Raw genomic sequence first — 20316 nt, forward strand, 5'->3', positions numbered from 1 at the left:
GGTTAAGTTTTATCGATATAGGGTAAAATGGCCAACGAACTCACGATCATCGTTTTCTCCGTTCAGCTTTAAAATGTACCAGTAATCACCACTAGGGAGATCCTTTGTCCTGTAACGTCCGTCCCATCCCTGATCACCGAGTCTCATTTTGTACACCTCCCTACCATAACGGTCAAAAATCACAGTTAGTATCTCAGGGAAGCCTTCATCGTTCCGAGGTTTCCAGGTGTCGTTCAGTCCATCTCCATCCCCGGGCGTAAAAAAGTTAGGAATCTCGATATCAATGAACTCCATGAATATGGAAACCGAAACCTCACAACCGTTTTCATCCACTACGGTCACTACGTAGGTGTCCGTTCTGTTGATGTAGTAAGTGTTATCGTTTCCATTGTTGACATCTCCGAAATAGAAGGTATACTCCTGCTGTCCGCCTTCGGCAATAGCCGTGATTTCATTTATGTTGTTGTTTTCAAGACGAAGCGTCAATTCCTCAAATTCCTCGATGGTAAATGGATATGGATCACTAACACATCGGCCGCTGAACAGCGTAACATAATGTTCGCCAGGCGCTGAATTTCTGAAATCCGGACTTAGTTGGGCATCATTGATATCATCCGAATCCAAAGCGTACATGACGTCTCCGAGGATGGTATCATCCTCCAGGGTAATGTTGATATAGTTCATAACCCTATTGCTGTCGCATTCGTACACAGGTCGTACCTCGGCTCGTAGATTCACTCCTTCCGCTACGGTAGCAATCGCTACTGACGGACAGTCATTTTGATCGCGCAGGTAAATTTCATAGATGCCGGGAGCCAAATCCTGAAATTCGTAACCATCGACCACGGGAACGAAATCGGAATCATCGGTAGAATTTAAAGCAGCACGGTAAGGAGCGGTACCTCCTGTAATGTTCAGTAAAATACTTCCGTCATTGCTGTCCAAACAACTCTCATCGGTTGGTGTGGCCGTCAGCATTAATTCTGTCGGCTTATAGATGGTCTCCTCGAAGTATGTGAGACAACCATTGGAATCTTGGGCGATTATTTGATAAACCGTTCCTTCCGGAGAACCCTCCAGTCCAGTAAAGACGTTAATAGAATCAAACTGTTGTAAGTTATTATTGTTAGGACCAGAGATGGCGTATTGATATTCACCGGTTCCACCACCATTATCCAATACGGAAATCGTTCCATCTTCCTCATCAAAACAGCTCACATCGGTTTTAGTGGTCGTGAACTCGAGATAAACCGCAGGATCGATGATTACCTCTTCGGGAGGCGTTGTACAATCCTCGCTGATGACATTGACGTAATAGGTTCCAGCTGGTAAATCCCTGAACTCTCCTGAAGCCTGATCGACCCCGGCCCCGTAATAATTATTGGCCAAAGCCGCATCGGTGAACAACGAGTATCGGTAATTTCCTAAACCACCCTCGGCACTCGCCTGAATGACCCCTGTATCCGCTCCGAAGCAGTCAATACCTGCAATGGCAGTGGCCTCTAGTTGCAATTCCTCCGGCTCTCTTCCCGAAATCTCATTGGAAGGATTTGAGATACAAGCATTCCTATCCCTAACGATAAATTGATAGAGGTCTGGATCAGTCGCTGGATTGTTTGGAAAACTTAGGATTTTAACATCATTTGATGCAGCATCATCCATGGCATCCCACGTACCCGTCAACGGATTAAAATATTCGTAAGGTGCTCCTGCACCTCCAGAGGCAGATAGCCTGAGCTCGATACCTGTCTGGCAGGTCATAGGGCTAGTCCTAATCAATGTAGCGACCACCGGCGTATACTCTTCAATGGCCACCAAATTTGTTACACGATCACAGTTCCATCCGTCTGATACGGTGATGCTGTAAATACCCGCACCCAAATTGTTGAAATTGGGACTTGTTTGGGCACCCGAGCTGAAGGTCAAGATAGCACCGGAAGTGTTGAAGGGATCGTTAGCGTCTGCCGGATCGTAATAATTCAACTGATATTCATAATTGCCGCTACCATTGACAACGCCTATCGCAGAAACGGTAGCGTTCGTGTCCCCTTCGCACAATAGCGGCGTGTTGGTAGCGACGGCGGTAGCATCTATTTGCGTAGGCTCGATGAGCACTTCGTTATCGGTTACCTGACAACCAGGGGTTCTAGCGTTATCGGTTACTACAATGGTATAATTGCCCGCAGAAAGACCATTAAAGACGTGGCTTAGCACATCATTTTCCGTATAAACATCCCCGGTTGTAGTGTTGGTCAGCACAATATCATAGGGAGCGTATCCTCCACTTGGCTCAATCAAGAGTTCTCCTCGGTCATTGTCACAAGTCACGTTGGCCAAAGGCGTGGTAGTCACGGAAAGTGGCATATCGGGCGATACGATGGTGAAAATATTAGTCTCATCCGAACACTGCTGTGTACCAGTAGCATCGACCTCAGTCACACGTACATAGTAACTACCGCCAGACAATCCGCTAAGCACCCTGGGATTAACCCCGGTATCGGTTCTTACTGGGCCGAGAACTAGATTATCGGCACTGTCGAACACTTCATAGTCGTAATCACCGGTATAGCCGGAAACGGTTAAGCTGTAGCTTCCATTCACATCAGTATAGCATATGACGGGATCGACGGCCTGCGCAGTCACCTCGATAAGATCGTATGGCACTATTTCATAGGGCGCAGTATCCACATAACAACCAGTAGCCGTGTCGGTAATCCGGAATGTATAGGTCCCCACTGCTGTAAGTTCAAAGGTGGCGGTATTCCCGGTTGTGGCTGTTTGCGTACCGTTGGAATTGCCCATAGGCAATAACTCGTACGTATAGGTATTCGGATTGCCATTATCGGCCACCGTAATCAAGACCTCCTCACGTCCGTTGGCACACGTAATCGCATCACTTAGTGCCACGGTTGCCATGAAGGTATTAAGGGGCGCTATGTTCTGGGTCGGCAACGGGAACATACATCCATTCGCATCGCGAATGACAATGTCGTAGTTGCCGGCCGTTATGGCGGAGTACGTAAAAATTTCTCCTCCGGTTGGCAAGAAGCTGCCGCCGTTTACACTATAGAAATAATCCGGTGTTCCGGTTCCGGCTGTAATGGTAACCTCAATGGTCGCCGCTTGTTGTGTATTATTAGGGTCGCAGACAAAAGGACCTACATTGGTTATGGCAGCGTCCAATATCGTTGGTTCCACGATCGTTACTTGATCTACACCAACACAGTTTCTGTTGGAAGTTACTGTAATATCCCAGGTTCCCGCGGAAAGTCCGGTGAACAGGTTGGTGTTTTGCGTAAATGTACTGGTACCATCGGTAATCTCAAAAGTGTACGGCGGGTTGTCATTCACCCCTGCAGACGGTGTTTCCATATTAACGGTAATGGAACCATCGGAAAGGCCATTACAGCTAACATCCGTTTTGTCGGTTTGCAACAAGGTTACCAATGATGGCTCTTCCAATGAAATAGGGGCATCGGCACTACAATTAGGCGTACCCAATGTGGTATCGGTTACCCGCACGACAAAATCTCCAAAGGCGACTCCGGTAAACTGATTTCCGGTAGCTGCGATCCCGGTTGCCGAAAGATCGGCCCTTAACAGCTCGACCGTGAAAGCGCCGGAACCTCCCGCCACCGTAAATTCGATGATTCCATCATTCGTGGCACAAGTAGGTTGGGTGTTGACTACCGCGATTACCGTTAGCTCCGGATCGATGTTGATATTTTCAGTTTCCCCACATCCGTTGGCGTCGCGTATTTCTATAGAATGCCCCCCCGCACTTAATCCCGCATAGGTGTGTGGAAAGCTAGCGATGTTTTCAAAGGCATTTCCGTCGATGCTCATGGTATAGGGTGCAACACCCGTGTTAACGGCATCCAGGGTAACGGTAATTCCAAAACTTCCTTCTGCCGCACACTCGTCATCAATGGCCAAAGAAATATCCGGGGAAGTATCCAAACTAATGGTAATATCCAGTACAGGGGAGATACATCCATTTACATCCATGGCATAAACGTCCCATAACGTATTTGTGCTCGGATTTAGATGCAATGTCTCATCCTCCGTAAACTGTGCCGGAAGTGTTGGAGCTGGGCTTCCATCGGGTAAAACGGCATAAGTATATCCTGCTGTGCCACCACTGGCCTGCACTACCACAATCGCGTCATCATTACAGTTCGCAGGGGTATTGCTGACCTCCATTACCATTACTGCCTCTGGAGCATCTATGGTCACGGTATTCGATATATCACGACATTCCGGGAAGGATGTTTCGATAATCCGCACGGAGTAGGTTCCGGCCCCAAGTGTGGTAGACACGCTGAAGACATACGGATCGGAAGTGGCGTTGTCCGAGTCCAAAGTCCCGACAACAACACTTCCCGTACTATCAAGAACTTCATAGTCAAAGGTACCGGTGTACCCCGTAATGGTCACCTCGATTTGTCCATCGGTGCCGTAACTACAGGTAGCATCGGAGGTAACGGTTGCCGATACGTCAATCAAATCGTATGGGGCAATGACGTGCTCCACGATTACGGAACAATTGGTATCGGTATCGAGCACCTCATAGGTATACGTTCCAGGCGCGGTCAAAACGATGTTGGTGGGGTCGGGAACAACGGCCCCACTAGGCAGCTCGGTATAGGTGTAAGGTCCGACTCCATTGGTGACCACAATCTCGATTACCTCTTGGGCGGTTGTACAGTCGATAGGTGCCGAAATTCTGTTGATAGTGGCCTGGACATCCTGTCTTACTGGAATATTCACAACTCGGGTATCGGTACAATGATTGGCGTCCTTGACAACGACCGTAACGTCGGCCGAGCCATAGGGAACCTCAAAGGTGTTGCCCGGTTGGTAGTTGGCCCCTCCATCAAAACTGTATGTATAAGGCCCTGTTCCCGACGGATTACCCGTACCATCGTTATCGATGGTGACCGTTATGGTACTCGCCACATCATCACAGCTGAAGTCAGAGGGCAGGGCAGTGATTGCTAGTTGACTAGGTTCATTTACGTCTATCGACCTCGTGTCTTCACATCCCTTATCCGAAATAACCGTTACATCGTACGTTCCTTGGCTTAAACCATTGAATACGTTGGAGAGCTGTGGGGCTCCCCCATCCAAGCTGTAGGAATACGGCATATCGATATTACCGGGGTCAAGGGTAACTGTAATGGTGCCATCGCTACCAGTGTAACAGCTCACATCGGTCTTGCTTAAGGTAAAGGTCGGAACGACTGGCGTGGGTAGAGTGACAGTAATTGGAATCCTACAAGTCGTGGTGACGTCCTCCACTTCAAAGGTATACGAGGTAGAATGGGTCAATCCTGTAAAGATACCCGATGGTTCCGTAGGACCGGCCGGGGCAATTTGTCTGTAGGTATAGTTGCCAGAACCACCGTTGGCAGTCACGGTCACTTCGCCCGTATTGGCGGGATTGCAATTTTCATCATTTGTAATATTCGCAACAATCGCTAATGGCGGGTAAATAGTAATACTTTCGGTTTCCCCACATCCGTTTACGTCCAATATCTCAAACGTGTGGGCGCCTGAACTCAAATTGGTAACGGTCATGATATCACCGACCACACTTAGGCCCGAAGCGCTTTGTGGCGCGCCACCATCAATGCTGATTCGATGGGGAATAATTCCGACCGCATCCAACGTGATATCCACGGAAAATCCTCCTTCGTCAGCGGTGCATTGGTCATTAAGGGCGACACTTATTTGGGGCGATGGATCTTGGGTAATGGTCACGTCCAATGGTATGGATACGATACAATTATTTGCATCTTGGGCATATATGTCCCAATCCAAACTAACCGTGGGATTTAATGTAAAAGTTGCCCCTTCAGGGAAGGCACCGGGAACACCTGCACCATTGACCACATAGGCGTAGCTATATGGGCCGGTTCCTCCACTGGCTCGCACCGTTACTTCGGCAAGATCATTGCAGTTCGCGGCGGTCTGGCTGATCAAGGTCAAGGTTACCGGGGTTGGCTCGGTAATTCTAAAGGTAGTAGTATTGCTACAGGATGGGGCGGTGGCCTCATCGACAAGCAGTACATAATCACCCGGGGGAATCTGGCTAATGGTCAAACTTTGCGGTCCACCTGCCGGACCAGGTCCGATGGTTCCTGCATATGTTCCTGCCCCTGTTACCGGTGTGTTGGTCACCGCATTCAGTATTTCGTAGTCGATACTGGTAACTCCTAGATCGTAGTTATCGACCGTGAACGTCATCACACCATCATCGGCCCCGGCACAAGTTAGGTCAGTAGTGCTATCTATAGTTACGGTGATTCCCGATAAAGTCGGAATGACTACTTCCTGATAGCTAGTACAATTGTTGGTGTTGTCATACGCCCTGATGATATAGGTTTGACCGGGATTCAAGCCAGTGAAGGTCGCCACTTCGGTATCGGGTGCCGTTGAAATTTCCGAGGTCGGTGGCGTCCCTACATCATAAATATCAAAGGTGTAATCACCAGAACCGCCGGAAGCGGTTATTTCAGCCGTTCCGCCTGTCGGACAATCCGGTGGTGGGATATTGGCGGTAAGCGTTAAATATGGATTTGATCGGACCCTAACGGAACCGAGATCACTTTCACAGCCATTGGCATCGACAATCCGTACGTAATAGTCTCCGAAATCGACCCCGTCAAAAGAGTGTGTCGTGCTCGATGAAGTAACCGGATTTGGATCTCCGTTACCTAACACCACGATATTGTTCGCGCTGTCGTATAGCGTATAAATATAGTCGGCGACACCTCCTTGGGTAATGGTTACATCGACACCTCCAAGCTGGTTTCCACTGTTCACGCCACCCGATGAAGGAACACAGGTTACGTCCCTTGCAGTCATACTCGAAAGGATTTGCAAAGGCTCATTGACCATGGCGTTTCCATTGAACTCACAACCTCTATTGTCCCTAACGATGAAAGGATAATTGCCCGCAGACAGTCCAGAGTAGTTCGTGGTAGAGGTAAAGGCACTCCCATTGAAACTGATGGTATAGGGAGCGGTACCAAAATTCGAATCCACATCGATGAACACGGAACCGTCGGAACCGTTATAACAGGCAACATCGGTTACGGTCGGTGTGGCTTGGGGAATCTCCGTCGGCGTAATGATGACCTCATTGGTCTCGATAGGACAGTTTTGGGCATCGGTAATTAAAAACTGATAAGTTCCTGCAACCGCAGCGCCATTATAGGTAAAGCTGGTGCCAGCAATGGCGGTTGTCGCCCCATAGCCACCCCCATCTATCTGTACTTGATAGGTGGCATATGGTGTGGTACCTCCATTAATTACAACATCGATGATAGCATTCCCGGTACACAAAAGGTCTTGTGTCAAGGTAGCGGTTGCCGTCAGTTGCGGGGCTATGGTCTGGGATAATATGTTGGACATACAGCCATAGGCATCGGTGACTTGAATGTCATAGGTTCCCGGTATTAAATTGGGAATGGTAAACGGGTTGCCAACAACTGCGGTTTGTCCTCCTCCGTTTATCGTGTAGCTAAACGGGGCGACACCGTCGGTTATGTTGATGATTAGTGATGCTTGGGTCGCACTGTCGTAACAGATATCCGAAGTAGTGTCCAACCCTATGGTTGGTGTTTGTGCAGGATCGATCGTAATGGGCTTGTCGACAACACATCCTCCAACATCCCTAACATAAATGGTGTAGCTACCAGCCGGGACATTGGTGAAAGTATTGTTTGGTTGATACGGATAAACCATTGACGGGCCTACCGTATTCTCCAATTGGTACTCGTAGCTTCCCCATCCATCTGTGGCCATCACCGTGATGGTAGCGTTTTCGAGACAGGTAACCGGCGTGTCCGTAAAGGTGAAATCCAAAGCAGCCGGCGGATTGCTGATGGTCATGGTCGTGGTCGCGGTACAATTGGTGGTATCGTCGGTCACGCGAACGGTATAGGTATCGGCGGCAAGACCGGCCACCGCGATTGGCGTGGTTAGATTGATAGTATTCTGCGACTGTATTACAGCAGCACTACCATCTTCAACGGTGTAACTATAAGTGGTCGCAAAATCATCGACCGTGAACGAGAATTCCCCGTCCGGAGGTAAAACATTGAAACAACTGACGTTGGTCGTTAATTGTGAAACCACAGTGACGGGCGTAATATCGGCCACCCTATAATCTCGTTGAATATCACAGCCCTTGGCATCGGTCACCAGGAAAGTATAGGTACCTGGAGCCAGTCCCACAAAAACATTGTTGTTTCCATTATTGGCCGTACTGGCCGCGGGAGCAATAATTTCATAAGTAAAGGGAGCATTGCCATCTACTACGGAAACGGTTACATCAGAGCTAAGCGCGGGGCAGCTGACAGCCGTCGCACTAAAGGATAAATCGGTCGGCCCGTTTAATGGATCAATAGTCTGTATGCTGGTTGCCGTACAAAAATTCGCGTCCCTGACCGTGATGGTATGGGGTCCGTTCAACAGTCCTGAAAAGGTGGTCGAACCACTGAAGTTCACACCGTCAATACTATATTCGTAAGGGCCGGTCCCACCTGTAGGCAAGGTGGTGACTTCGATGGTTGCAGACCCCGTATCGCAGGTATACTGTTGTGTTATCGATGTGGCAAATGCCAAGGCTGAAGGCTCTGACAGGGTAATGCTGCCAGAAGCGACGCAGCCTTTGCCATCGGTAACCGTATAGGGATAGTTTACCCCGGCCGACAGACCGGCATATACCTCCTGGGTACTTGGAGCGCTTCCGTTGAACACGATACTGTACGGAGGTAATCCCCCGGTCACATTTAAATCGACACTACCATTGGCTTCACTATTACATAGCGGTTGTGTAAGAACTGGGGTTACCGTCGGAAGCGGATTGTCGGTCACCACTACCTCATTGGTGGTCACCGAACAAGTCTCGCTATCGGTTATCACAAATTCATAGGTTCCTGCAACGGTCGCCGTAAACGTAAAGGGGATGGCTGGTACAGGAGTGCTTGCCTGAACCGAAGCATTGTCCCGCAACACTTCGTAGGTGAACGTTGGGTTTCCGCCGTTGATGGTTACACGGATTTCCGCATCGGGAGAGGCACTGCAATCCAAGTCTTTTATCAGACTTGCCGAGGCGGTTAAGGTCGGAAAAACATCGATACTGGTGGATGCCGTGCAGTTTTTGCTGTCGATAACCTCCATCGTATAGCTTCCAGGTCCCAAGCCCGTAAAATCGACCTCGGTCTGATAGGCGCCACCATTCAATCGATATTGGAAAGGCGCTTCCCCACCGGAGGTGACATTGGCGGTTAAGGTCAAGCCCGCAGTGCTATCATAGCATAAACTATTGGCCGTTACCTCCAACACTGGAGTTACCGTGGGGGTAAGGGTAAAGGTTCGGGTTACGGTGCACCCTCCGGCATCCCTGACGGTTACCGTATAGTCGCCAGAAGTATCCGTGAGTCCGGAGAACGAATTATTGGACTGTGGCCCTGTTACTCCACCGGCCGGATCTTCCAACTCGTATTCGTAGCCACCCCATCCATCCTGTGCGGTCACGGTCACAGAACCTGGGACGGTACCGCTTGTTGAACAGCTCAGATCGGTAATATTTAAATCGGAAATTACGAGAGCTGCCGGAGGCGCGGCAACGGTCACGCTTGCGGTAGCTATACACTGTGTATCGGAATCAGTAACCGTAATAGAATACGTACCATCCTCCAAATTAGTAAGTGATACGGTGGCACTTGTTTCGCCAACCCCATTAAAGTTAGCAGGACCTACCACACTATAATCATAGGAAGTTGCAAAGTCTGCTACGTTAAAGGTAACCGCCCCGTCTTGAAGATTAAAGCACGAGATGTTGTTGTCCAGCTGTCCAACCACCGTTATGGGGGTAATTGGATTGATGGTATAATTTCTTTCAATAGTACATCCCTTGGCGTCCTCGACCCGGAAGGTGTAGGTGCCCGGCGCCAATCCAACAAAAACAGGGTCGTTTCCGTTATCGAGGGCATCCCCTGCCGGGGCGATTATCTCGTAGTTGAAAGGAGTATTGCCACCTATAACGGTCACCGTCACGTCGGAGGTGACTGCAGGGCAGATAGGTTGTGTGGAGGCAAATGTTAGATTTGTAGGTTCATTAAGCGGGTTCATTTGAATGGGACCCGTAGTTTCGGTACATCCTGCTGCATCCCTTACCGTAATTACATAGGAGCCTTCACCCAAGTTTTCAAAACGATGGGCATTGGGAGTAGTATCGGAAACAAAAAAGATTCCGTCTATACTGTATTCGTAGGGGGCAGTACCTCCGGTTACGTTTTGTGCTTCAATGATACCATCCTGTGTACAGGTGTAGTCCTGAATCTTGACCCCATCGATCGCAAGGGCACTCGTTGGTGAAGAAACAGTATGGTATTCAAAGTAATCGCAAGAAGCACTACCTCTTCGTTGATTGATGACGATGGCATAATCCCCGGCCGGTAACCCGGGAAAATAGCCAGTGGCATTGACCGCTTGGGCATTGTTGAGGTTGTAATTGGTTTCATCGAAGGTAGCATTGTCAAATAGGTAATAGGTAAGTTGGTAATTATTGTCATCTGTTAGGTTCATCTGGATGGAACCATTGGAGTCTCCAAAACAAAGCACATCACTTACCGAGGTAGGGTTGAACTCCGCCGCAGGGCGAAACTCTATTGTAACGGTATTGGAGAAAGCGAAACAACTATTTCTATCAACTACTACGAAGGTGTATTCTCCTGGATCTACGATATCGAAAATTTGGCTTGACTGGAATTCCGAGGCCGGAATATCGGTCACATCGGAATAGGAAATGACTGTGGCCCCACCGTCGTCGACATGACTCCAAATAGCATAGGTATGTGGGGTTTGACCTCCTGTACTAGACATTTGGATGTTCCCTTCCCTACAGGTAATATGTTGCGATACCCTTGCCTCCAAATTCAATCGGCCATCATCAGCGATTGTAACCTGCTCGCTGTAGGAACAACCATCGTCTGTTCGAATAATCGCAATATAATCACCAGCGGCAAGATTGTCGAACGTAAAATAATTGGTCGTTTTGGCAGTGGCATTATCGACCAATGTTCCCTGGCCCCCGTTGCTTCCGTCATCCAAACGTATTTCATATTCATAATTGGCGTCGGCATTGCTTACTTCGAGGCTAATAGACCCTAAACCATTGCAACCGGCATCGGTAGTATCAACGGCATATTGTACCTCCCGATCAAGAATGCCGATGACCGGGGTACTGAAGATACAGGCACCTGTTATTGGTTGGTTCGAACTGTCAAGCGGGGTCACCTCCACTCGGTAACCACCATTTTCTCCGGGTCCGAAGTCAAAGCTGTTGTTGGTGCCGAATGGCACGATGACCGCTCCTGTATTATCGTCGACCAAGCGGTATCCATATCCGGTAGCAGGACTGTTTACCGTGATATTACCAGGTGTGTTGCAAATGATATCCTGCTTGGTAGATTGGATATCGAGTGTGTTTTGAAAGACGTGAAAGAAAAAACGGCTGGCGCATCCGTTGAGATAGTTTACTTGCAACCGGTATTTACCGGCTGTATTGACAATGAAATTGTTGCCAGTACCAACTTGATTATACACGCACTCCACGCTTTTACTGGCACAATTATCACCTTCTGAATCGCAACTGGCTTGATCCAATAATTCCCAGCTGATGCTTTGTGCATCCGGAATATTTACTTGCAACTGTCTGGAATCATTCAGACCGCAAAGAAAGATTTTGGGTAAAAAATCACTGTCGATACTACATTGAACAATTTCCCCAGCCAAATCGTTAGTGGTATCGGCATCGCTGTTGACCATATTGAAATAATCGATAATCGGGTTCGGTATCGATCCGGATCCGTAGGGCACCACATGAATTATTTCTTTAAAGCCCTTGCACGGGTCGAGGTCTAGTTTGTCAACAATATAGGTCCCCACTTGATTCACCAAAATAGTACTTGGATCATTGTCTGGATCTCCGTCATCGGGCACCAGGGGATCAGAGTCATCGAAAATTCCATTTTCATTGGCATCCAACTTCCATATATATCCTCCGAAACCATCTCCGGCATCCAAAAGGGTACTAGAGCCACAGAGTTCCAGTGTTCTTTCAAAATTGCAGTCAGATAGGTCGTCCAATAGAAAATTGGTCGCCCCTGGCACCACATAGCCACAAGAATCAAAATCGGTAACACTCGGGTCATCGGTCACCAGAGCACTGTTTTCAACCCCTCTATAGGTTGAATACGCCAAGTTCTCGATTTGATCGGAACAGGCATTGATAAAGTCAAAACAGTTTTCGGCGACCTGTACGCTGAATCGAATCGAATATTGGGGCGCATCCTTTTCCACCAACTCATCGGGAATCGTAAATATGAGGGTCCTGGTCGCTGGATCATACGTCGGTTGTGCCATTCCCGGAGGAAGTACAAAATCGGATGGAATAAAATCCGTACGCCCATCAGGGGGCGATACGTTCAGTGGAAGAACATCTCTAATGGTATAAAATGGACTATCGCCAGGCTGGTAATCCGGATGGTCCGGTTTGGTACCGGTGGCATCATCGTTTCCGATATTATCAAAAGAGAGCACGTAATCTAAATTCTGACCGAGATTTACCCCTTGGCCCGTTATATTGTCGGCATCACTGGATCCTCCCGGCAGAAAAACCTTTTTCTCCAAAACGATATTGGGGGCGATGATTTCCACATCAAAAGCCGCAAAGAAAATGTCGTATTTATCCTGCGACGAGGTGGCCCGGAGTATTGCGCTGGTCGCGTCATTGGGGATTACCTGGTTGAAATTGTTGGTAACTGGAAAAAGATCGGTATCCCACCCAAGGGTATTGATGCTGTTGGGATTTCTTGTCATCACGATATTCGGGTCAATCGAGATGTTGGCATTAAAAAAGTTGTCACTAGGATTAACCGTGCTGTTTAAGGGGGTAAACGGATTACCTCCGGAACTGATCAGAAGGCCGTCGCCCTCTATGCGGTTATCGCCCTCCAACGCGGCTACCGTAATATTTGCATTCACATCGAACGGAGCCGGTAAAGTGGTGAATCCACTGATAGGAATATCGGTTGACTCCCCCGACTTGATTCCTGCATAGCCATCGAAAGTGGTTATGAACTTGCTGCCGGGTAAATTGGGATTTTCATAAACAATGACCAAGGTCCAACCAGCGGAAATACCTCCACCAATCCCTCCACCGAGGCTGGCCCTCACATTCGCGACGAAGTAATCCCCATCCGGATTAGGATTCGCGGCTACAATGGAGGTTACATCTTTATAACAGGCATAAGGGCTGTAATATCCGAAGTCGGTATCACCGTTACCATCAAAAAGAATTTCATCGGCGGTAATATCTTGGTAGGTACCCCCGGGCACTCGAAATTTTATTTCATCGAGATTACTTCGATCCGGGTTCACATACACCGCACCCCAGTAAAGTCCGGCATATCTAATCAAGGAACAGCCTTCATCGGGTATGTCCAAGGTAGCACTGCTCGAACTAAAGGTACTGGCGTCATTGTCAATGTCGATATATTGCATATCGTGACTGTCGTTGCTGATGGAAGAACTCCCGGTATCGTTATAAGGTTCGTTAGGGCTGGCTGCCGGCACCGTAGTGGTTTCCAGCACCCATCTCCCACGCCGCCGTACCCATCGGTATCGGACGGATTCTTCTACATTACGATTGACGATATTATTGGCAATGAACGTTAATTCACCCCGTATATCTGCCTCATAGCGAACATCGAAATCGTTTTTTAGTTGGGAGAAGCTGGTAAGGCACCCCGCAATAAGTAATAAAAAACCAGATAAGAATAGCTTTTTGGTCGATAAAGGTTTCATTAAGTCAGTAGGTTTGGTTTCACACGCATAATCCACATTTTGTCATCATACGTGTCATTTAGTTTGGTGTAGTAAGAAATGAGAGCGTTATTCCAAGATTCGTGTCTCTTGAGGTATACGTAGCGCCAGTTGTTTTCCGGATTAATGAAATAGCTGGCACTTAACCCATAGGAATTCAACAACTTCACAAAACGATTGGCATTCCTTGGGTTGGCAAAAACGTTGGCGATGATATAATAACCAGAGCCCACGCCATTGATAATAGCCTTTTTGGTAATCGGTTCAACGGCTTCGACTTTGTCCTTTGCCACTTCATTGTAGGCAACCTCGCTATCGGAATACCGATTGGATTTTTCTTTGACTTTTTCTACGTTGCTGGCATAGCGTTCGTTGGTATACCGATTGTCTACGTTCATGATCCACAGGTCTCCTTCGTAGGCGCCTCCCAATTTACTTTTGTACGCAGCGGCGGCGTCTTCCCAGCTATCGTGACGTTCCAAATACACGTATTTCAAACCGTTGTTTGGATTATCGATATAGTCGGTCACAAAGCCGCGTCCATTGAGGTCGTTCATAAACTTATCCATATAATGGCCCCCTTTATACACATTGGCGACGACATAGTAGCCGTTTTCCACCCCATCCAAGTTGCGGAATTTTCGACTTTTGATGGCGTTTCGATCGGCAATTTGAGTTTCGTTTTGGTTTCGTGTGTTATCCTGTGTGGAAGCTAATCTGTTGTTTATGGCCGAATTAGTGCTGGGTGAATTGCCACTACGTTGTGTATTTGGAGTAGTGGTGGTTACTCGATCCCTACCACTGTTGTCAAAAGCATTATTGGTACGTTGCGATTCCGTGGAAACAGGGGTCACCATATCCTTTGGTTGGGTCGGGCCGCTATTCGCTGTATAGCTATTGTCGTTAGAATTATCGGCCAGCGTCGTAGGTCGCTCCTTTCCGCCAAGGAAAAGGTCCTCCGCCCTTTTCTCCAGGTCCGGACGCTCGCCATTGGTCTCGTTGCGTACCATGCGCATGACCATCTCAAAACGACGTTCCAAATCTTTTTGGCGATTGGCCTCCAAGGAGTCTTGGCGGAACATCAATTCGGCGATAATGGCATCGTTCTCTGCCAGCTTTCGCTTTAATTCCTCGATCTCCTCACTACTTGCCAAGTCTTCGTTGGTAGGCTCTTCGCTATCTGCCAGTTCCTCATAACCATCTTCGAGCATCACTCGGTCTTCGGTCAAATTAGGAGTAAAGGAGTAGGCAAATGATATTTCATGGGTGACACCGAAATTATCCAAGTCGTTGACTAAGCCTTTTTCCATGGTATAACCCAAGGAAAGTCTTTTATTGATGTTAAATCCGACACCGGCAGAAGCGCCATAAAAATCATCGTATCCTCCCTGTAACCATCCCAGTTTGGGAAGGTCGAGGATGAGACTTCCTCCCAACGTAAGGTCATTGGCGCCTGAGGAGACCGCTCTTTGGCCATTCATTCGAACACGGGCCAAAGGCATCAATCGGGCATTTTCCATGATTCCCGATCCGCTTTTAAAAGGATAGGTGTATTGTAAATGGGCCGAATAGGCCTTATCCCCAAATTCGGAGAGCGATTCGCTGGTCTTTAGGTTGTATTCGATTAGGTTCTCCGCATAGGCTCCAAAGTCGAAATTGCCGTATGAAATATTAAATCCAGGTTGAAAAGAGAGTACATTACTGTCTTGGGTACCGATAAGCCGGGGATCATTAACCTCGAGGGCACTAACATCGTTCAGATTTAATCCTGTACTATAGTAGGCCAGATTACCCCCAAAAGTGAAATTGCTCTTATCGCTTAACTTAAGGCCATAGGCATAGTTCGCCAGCACCCCGATATTGGAAATAGGACCAAGACGTTGCGTGTACAAGCTCAAACCAAGACCACTTCGATCACCGATACGGCCACTATAACTTAAGAAGTACGTCTGGTCATTGTCCTGAAATTGTACCGATTGGTTTCTATGCAACAAGTTGATATAGGACTTGTCTTCCCTTACCGTGGAAAAGGTAGGGTTTATCAAAAACCGATTGAACTTTAGCAAGTTCTGCGGCGCCACCCGGTAGGGCAGAATGGGATCGTCTTCCTGGGCATGCAAGGTCGTTGTCATGGCCAAAAGGGCAATCATCGATACAGAAAGGAGTCTTAAAAGCTTCATGGTCTCAGGTAGTATGGTTGGTGTTTTGTTATCTAATAACTGTAATAGTGCCTTGTTTTAATGTTTCGGTGGCGTTCTTGACCACATAGTAGAATACCATATTTTGTTTAGGGAACGACATGGACGATTCGGGCCAGTTGTTCTGATATCCCATAACATTCATCAATTCAGTTCCTTTATCATCATAAATAATGACGTTGACATCGGACTTGTTCGAATAGGAATTGGGAATTACCCATTGGTCATTGGCTCCGTCTCCGTTTGGAGTAATTACGTTGGGTATATTGAACAGTTCCAAGTAAACGGCCCTGAGCTGTCTGGAAACTTCACAGTTGTCTATGTTGGCAATCAATACATAATCGCCCTCCTCCGTGAAGGTCATCGAGTCGCCGTTGCTTACCAGGTTGTTGTCGGCGTCAAACCACTGATAACTGGTCCCGCCAGATGCGGTAACGGTCCTGGAACTTCCTTCTGGAAATACCACATCCCCATCAACGTCTAACTGTATCAGATCGGCATTCAAAGGTGAAATGGAAATTTCGTTGGAAATCAGGTCACATCCATTTTTATCAATGACCAAACGGTATGTTCCTGGTTCGTTTACGTTTAGGGCAAAGTCGGTCGTATTGATACTGGTTCCATCCCGCTCCCAAGAAAAGGCATCGCTGCTTAGATCGGAGGAGGTGCTAACGGTGATTGTATCCGTACTGTTACAATAAACGGTACTTGTACTGGTAATAGACACTGTCTCATTGGTCAATAATTGAACCGATAGACTATTCGAGGTATCGTTATAGGTATTCAACACGGCATCGACACTATATGATCCGTTTTCGGCAGTACTGGTGAGGCTAATGGTCTTTGCCGTAGCTCCTGCCACGTCTACACCATCTTTTTTCCATTGATAGCCAAAGGCATCGATTAAGGATGCTGTTACATCGGTCAAGTTTCCAGCCCCATCGTCGGCGTTGATGGTAGTCACTTCCAACACACCACTGGTGCTTACACACTGGGAATAGGTGCCTTGATAGCCGATAACTACCTCAAAGGCAGCAGGAACGACCGCTGTGGTAGTTTCCGAGTTGGTCGTTGAGGAGCAGGCCCCTCCATTTTGTGTCACCGCTGCGTAATAGGTTCCGTCTTGTGTGATGGCTAACGTATTGTTGGTCTCTCCGCTTAGGGCGCTGCCGTTTCGATACCATTGGTACGAAGGGGAAAGAGCGGTAGTGCTTACGCTTAGGGTTTCCGGTTGGGAAGGCAATACCACAATATTGGCGGGATTGTCCCTCGTAACCGTAAAATTGGCTGCGTTGGTAATGGTGACCGCCGCTGATCGTTCATTACAGATTCCGGTAGCGGAAATCTCGACTTCATAATTTCCTTCAAATCCAGGAGTGTTCGCGTCGACATTATAAGAAGGATTGGTCGCTCCGGTAATGGCGGTGCCGTTTTGATACCATTGATAGTTCCACGAAGGGTCGGTCGTATCTATTTGTAAGGTTTCCACGTCCCCTGCACACAAGGCGGTTTTGGCAGGCGGGACTATGGAGATACCTGCTCCGGCGGAACCGATGGTTACCATAACCGAATTGGAAAAGGCATTGCTCGACCCAGTACAGCTTCCGTAATCCACATATGCTTGGTATACGCCACTTTGGTCGGCAAGAACGGTTTCGCTTGTCTCGGATAATAGGGAGCCGCTTCGATACCAAATATACTGATAGGTATTTGCATTGGGTATATTGTCTACGGTGAGATTAATGGGTGTTGTGCTGCACACATCACCGGTGGAACCGTCTCCATTGGGACTTATATTAAAGCTCGTAGTTTGGTCCATGTAGTACATATTGTAGGTACCGGACTCCGTACCAATTTTGGCAGGGCTGGTACTCCTAACCCGTAGTTTGTATCCTGAACCTCTTGTATCGGTAGGAATTGAGAATTCAAAACCGGTGTCTTGAACCGTTGTGTTATCGCTTTCCCTTGCCAATTCGATGGGGGAGGCAAAACTCCCGCTCGCATCGGATAGTTCCAAGATCCACTCATTATCGTTGTTGGTCGACCCAGTAAAATCTACAGTCGCATAGTACTGGTTAAATCCTCCGATGCCGGCGCAGATTTGGGTCCAAGGAGAGCCCCCAAAATTCGGGTTTGGGGCGGGTTCCGGTGCTTGAATAATAATTTGCGCGGAAGCTTCACATGCCCCAAAGAGCAGAAAGGTCAGTGCGAGAAAACGCAGATGGGGAAATAATTTTGTTTTCATAAGTAGTTGTAGTTTTAGTGACTACTGGTTCTATCTGACTTGGGACCGGATAAAACGAATAAGTGGTCGATGTTTAACAATAGCTCAAAATTGGGTTAGTGGGCCATTGCTTTACAGCTATACAGTATTCAACAACAAATATGGCTTATAATTACCGCGCAGGGAATTTAATGTTGTATCGTGGAACAAAGTTGTTGTGAAACGCCCTTATTTGTATGGGAGGGTATTTTGAGGTGCGCTTTTAGGGGTTTTTCGCTACTTTTGTAGCTTTAAAAAAACTGTTCATGAGCGAAGAACGCGAATCCCTGAATTTTCTGGAACACATCATCGAAAACGACCTGAAAACGGGGTATGAAAAGAACCAGCTTCGGTTTCGTTTCCCTCCCGAGCCTAACGGGTATTTACACATTGGACATGCCAGCTCCATATGTCTCAACTTCGGGCTGGGATTGAAGTACAATGCCCCCGTAAACCTGCGCTTCGATGATACCAACCCTATCAAGGAGGAGCAGGAGTATGTAGATGCGATAAAGAGAGATGTGCAGTGGTTGGGATTTGAGTGGGATACCGAACGGTATGCGTCGGATTATTTCCAGCAGCTCTACGATTGGGCCGTGGTTTTAATCAAGAATGGCAAGGCCTACGTGGATAGTCAGACTTCGGAGGAAATGGCCGATCAAAAGGGAACACCCACCGAACCGGGCACTGAAAGTCCGTATCGAAGTCGTTCGGTCGAGGAAAATTTGGAATTATTCGAAGGAATGAAGGAAGGTAAGTTTGCCGAAGGTACCCATGTACTACGGGCCAAAATCGATATGGCAGCCCAGAATATGCTTATGCGCGATCCGTTAATGTATCGGATTCTTCACAGGACACATCACCGTACTGATACCGATTGGTGTATTTATCCTATGTACGACTGGGCACATGGTCAGAGCGATTATGTGGAACAGGTGACGCATTCGTTATGTACGTTGGAGTTCTTGCCACATCGAGAGTTATACGACTGGTTTCTGGACCAGATTTACGACCCAGGGAAGATACGACCGAAACAAAGGGAATTCGCGCGTCGCAACTTAAGCCATACGGTAGTGAGCAAGCGCAAGCTGTTACAGTTGGTCGAAAGTGGGGTTGTGAAAGGATGGGACGACCCTCGGATGCCCACTATTTCCGGCTTGAGACGAAGGGGCTATACTCCGGAATCGATTCGTAATTTTGCGGATACCATAGGGATAGCGAAACGGGAAAATTTAATCGATGTATCGCTCTTGGAGTTTCATGTCCGAGACCATTTGAACAAAATTGCCCCAAGGGTTATGGGTGTCTTAAATCCCTTGAAATTGGTCATTACCAATTACCCGAAAGGTAGCGAGGAATGGTTGGATGCGGAAAATAATCCGGAAGATCCATCGGCCGGTTTTAGAAAGGTGCCTTTTTCAGGGGAGCTCTATATTGAGCAAGATGATTTTAGGGAAGAGGCAAATCGCAAGTTCTTTCGATTAAAGCTAGGCGGGGAAGTGCGTTTGAAGAACGGTTATATCATTAAGGCCGAAAGCTGCACCAAAGATACCGAAGGGAATATTATCGAGGTACAGTGTACGTACGACCCTAAAAGCAAAAGTGGAAGTGGTACCGAGGAGAGCCTCCGCAAGGTGAAAGGTACGTTGCACTGGGTGTCTATGAAGCATGCCATCGAGGCCGAGATTCGTTTATATGATCGGCTGTTTACCGATGAAAGTCCAGATACGCACAAAGACAAGGATTTTATGGATTTCATCAACCCGGAATCGTTGAAAACCATTACCGGCTATTTGGAACCTAGTTTGAAAGATGCCAAAGTAGGAGATCGGGTTCAATTTCAACGATTGGGCTATTTTTGTGTAGATCCTGATTCGAATTCGGAGAAACTGGTGTTTAACAGAACGGTCGGTTTGCGGGACACTTGGGCAAAAATCCTTCGAAAAGACTAGC

The 20316-nt window shown here is 47.8% G+C and carries 4 protein-coding genes; 1 reads left to right on the forward strand and 3 read right to left on the reverse strand.

Annotation, left to right across the window (positions count from 1 at the left end):
- Positions 1 to 9 precede the first annotated feature (9 nt).
- Genes FK220_RS06830 through FK220_RS06840 form a run of 3 tightly spaced genes read right to left on the reverse strand, consistent with a single transcriptional unit; the run spans position 10 to position 18345 of the window.
- A complete protein-coding gene (locus FK220_RS06830) occupies positions 10 to 13884 on the reverse strand; it encodes a T9SS type B sorting domain-containing protein (RefSeq protein WP_152573502.1) in 13875 nt (4624 codons plus the stop codon).
- A complete protein-coding gene (locus tag FK220_RS06835) occupies positions 13884 to 16082 on the reverse strand; it encodes a PorP/SprF family type IX secretion system membrane protein (RefSeq protein ID WP_238718919.1) in 2199 nt (732 codons plus the stop codon). Before FK220_RS06835 ends, FK220_RS06830 begins: the two co-directional genes overlap by 1 nt.
- Before the next feature lie 28 nt (positions 16083 to 16110).
- Complete coding sequence (locus FK220_RS06840; RefSeq protein ID WP_152573503.1) at positions 16111 to 18345, reverse strand: T9SS type B sorting domain-containing protein; 2235 nt, start codon at positions 18343 to 18345, stop codon at positions 16111 to 16113.
- A 284-nt stretch (positions 18346 to 18629) separates the two neighbouring features.
- Here FK220_RS06840 and FK220_RS06845 point away from each other — a divergent pair, with 284 nt between their 5' ends.
- The gene (locus FK220_RS06845) at positions 18630 to 20315 is read left to right on the forward strand and encodes a glutamine--tRNA ligase/YqeY domain fusion protein (protein ID WP_152573504.1); all 1686 of its coding nucleotides are present in this window, start codon (positions 18630 to 18632) and stop codon (positions 20313 to 20315) included.
- The last annotated feature ends 1 nt before the right edge of the window (position 20316 follow it).

Source organism: Pelagihabitans pacificus (genome assembly GCF_009371985.2).
Lineage (GTDB): Bacteria > Bacteroidota > Bacteroidia > Flavobacteriales > Flavobacteriaceae > Pelagihabitans > Pelagihabitans pacificus.

Excerpts from the sequence above, each read along its gene's own strand:
- FK220_RS06830 (WP_152573502.1), bottom strand. The coding sequence starts at position 13,884 with ATGAAACCTTTATCGACCAAAAAGCTATTCTTATCTGGTTTTTTATTA.
- FK220_RS06835 (WP_238718919.1), bottom strand. The coding sequence starts at position 16,082 with ATGAAGCTTTTAAGACTCCTTTCTGTATCGATGATTGCCCTTTTGGCC.
- FK220_RS06840 (WP_152573503.1), bottom strand. The coding sequence starts at position 18,345 with ATGAAAACAAAATTATTTCCCCATCTGCGTTTTCTCGCACTGACCTTT.
- FK220_RS06845 (WP_152573504.1), top strand. The coding sequence starts at position 18,630 with ATGAGCGAAGAACGCGAATCCCTGAATTTTCTGGAACACATCATCGAA.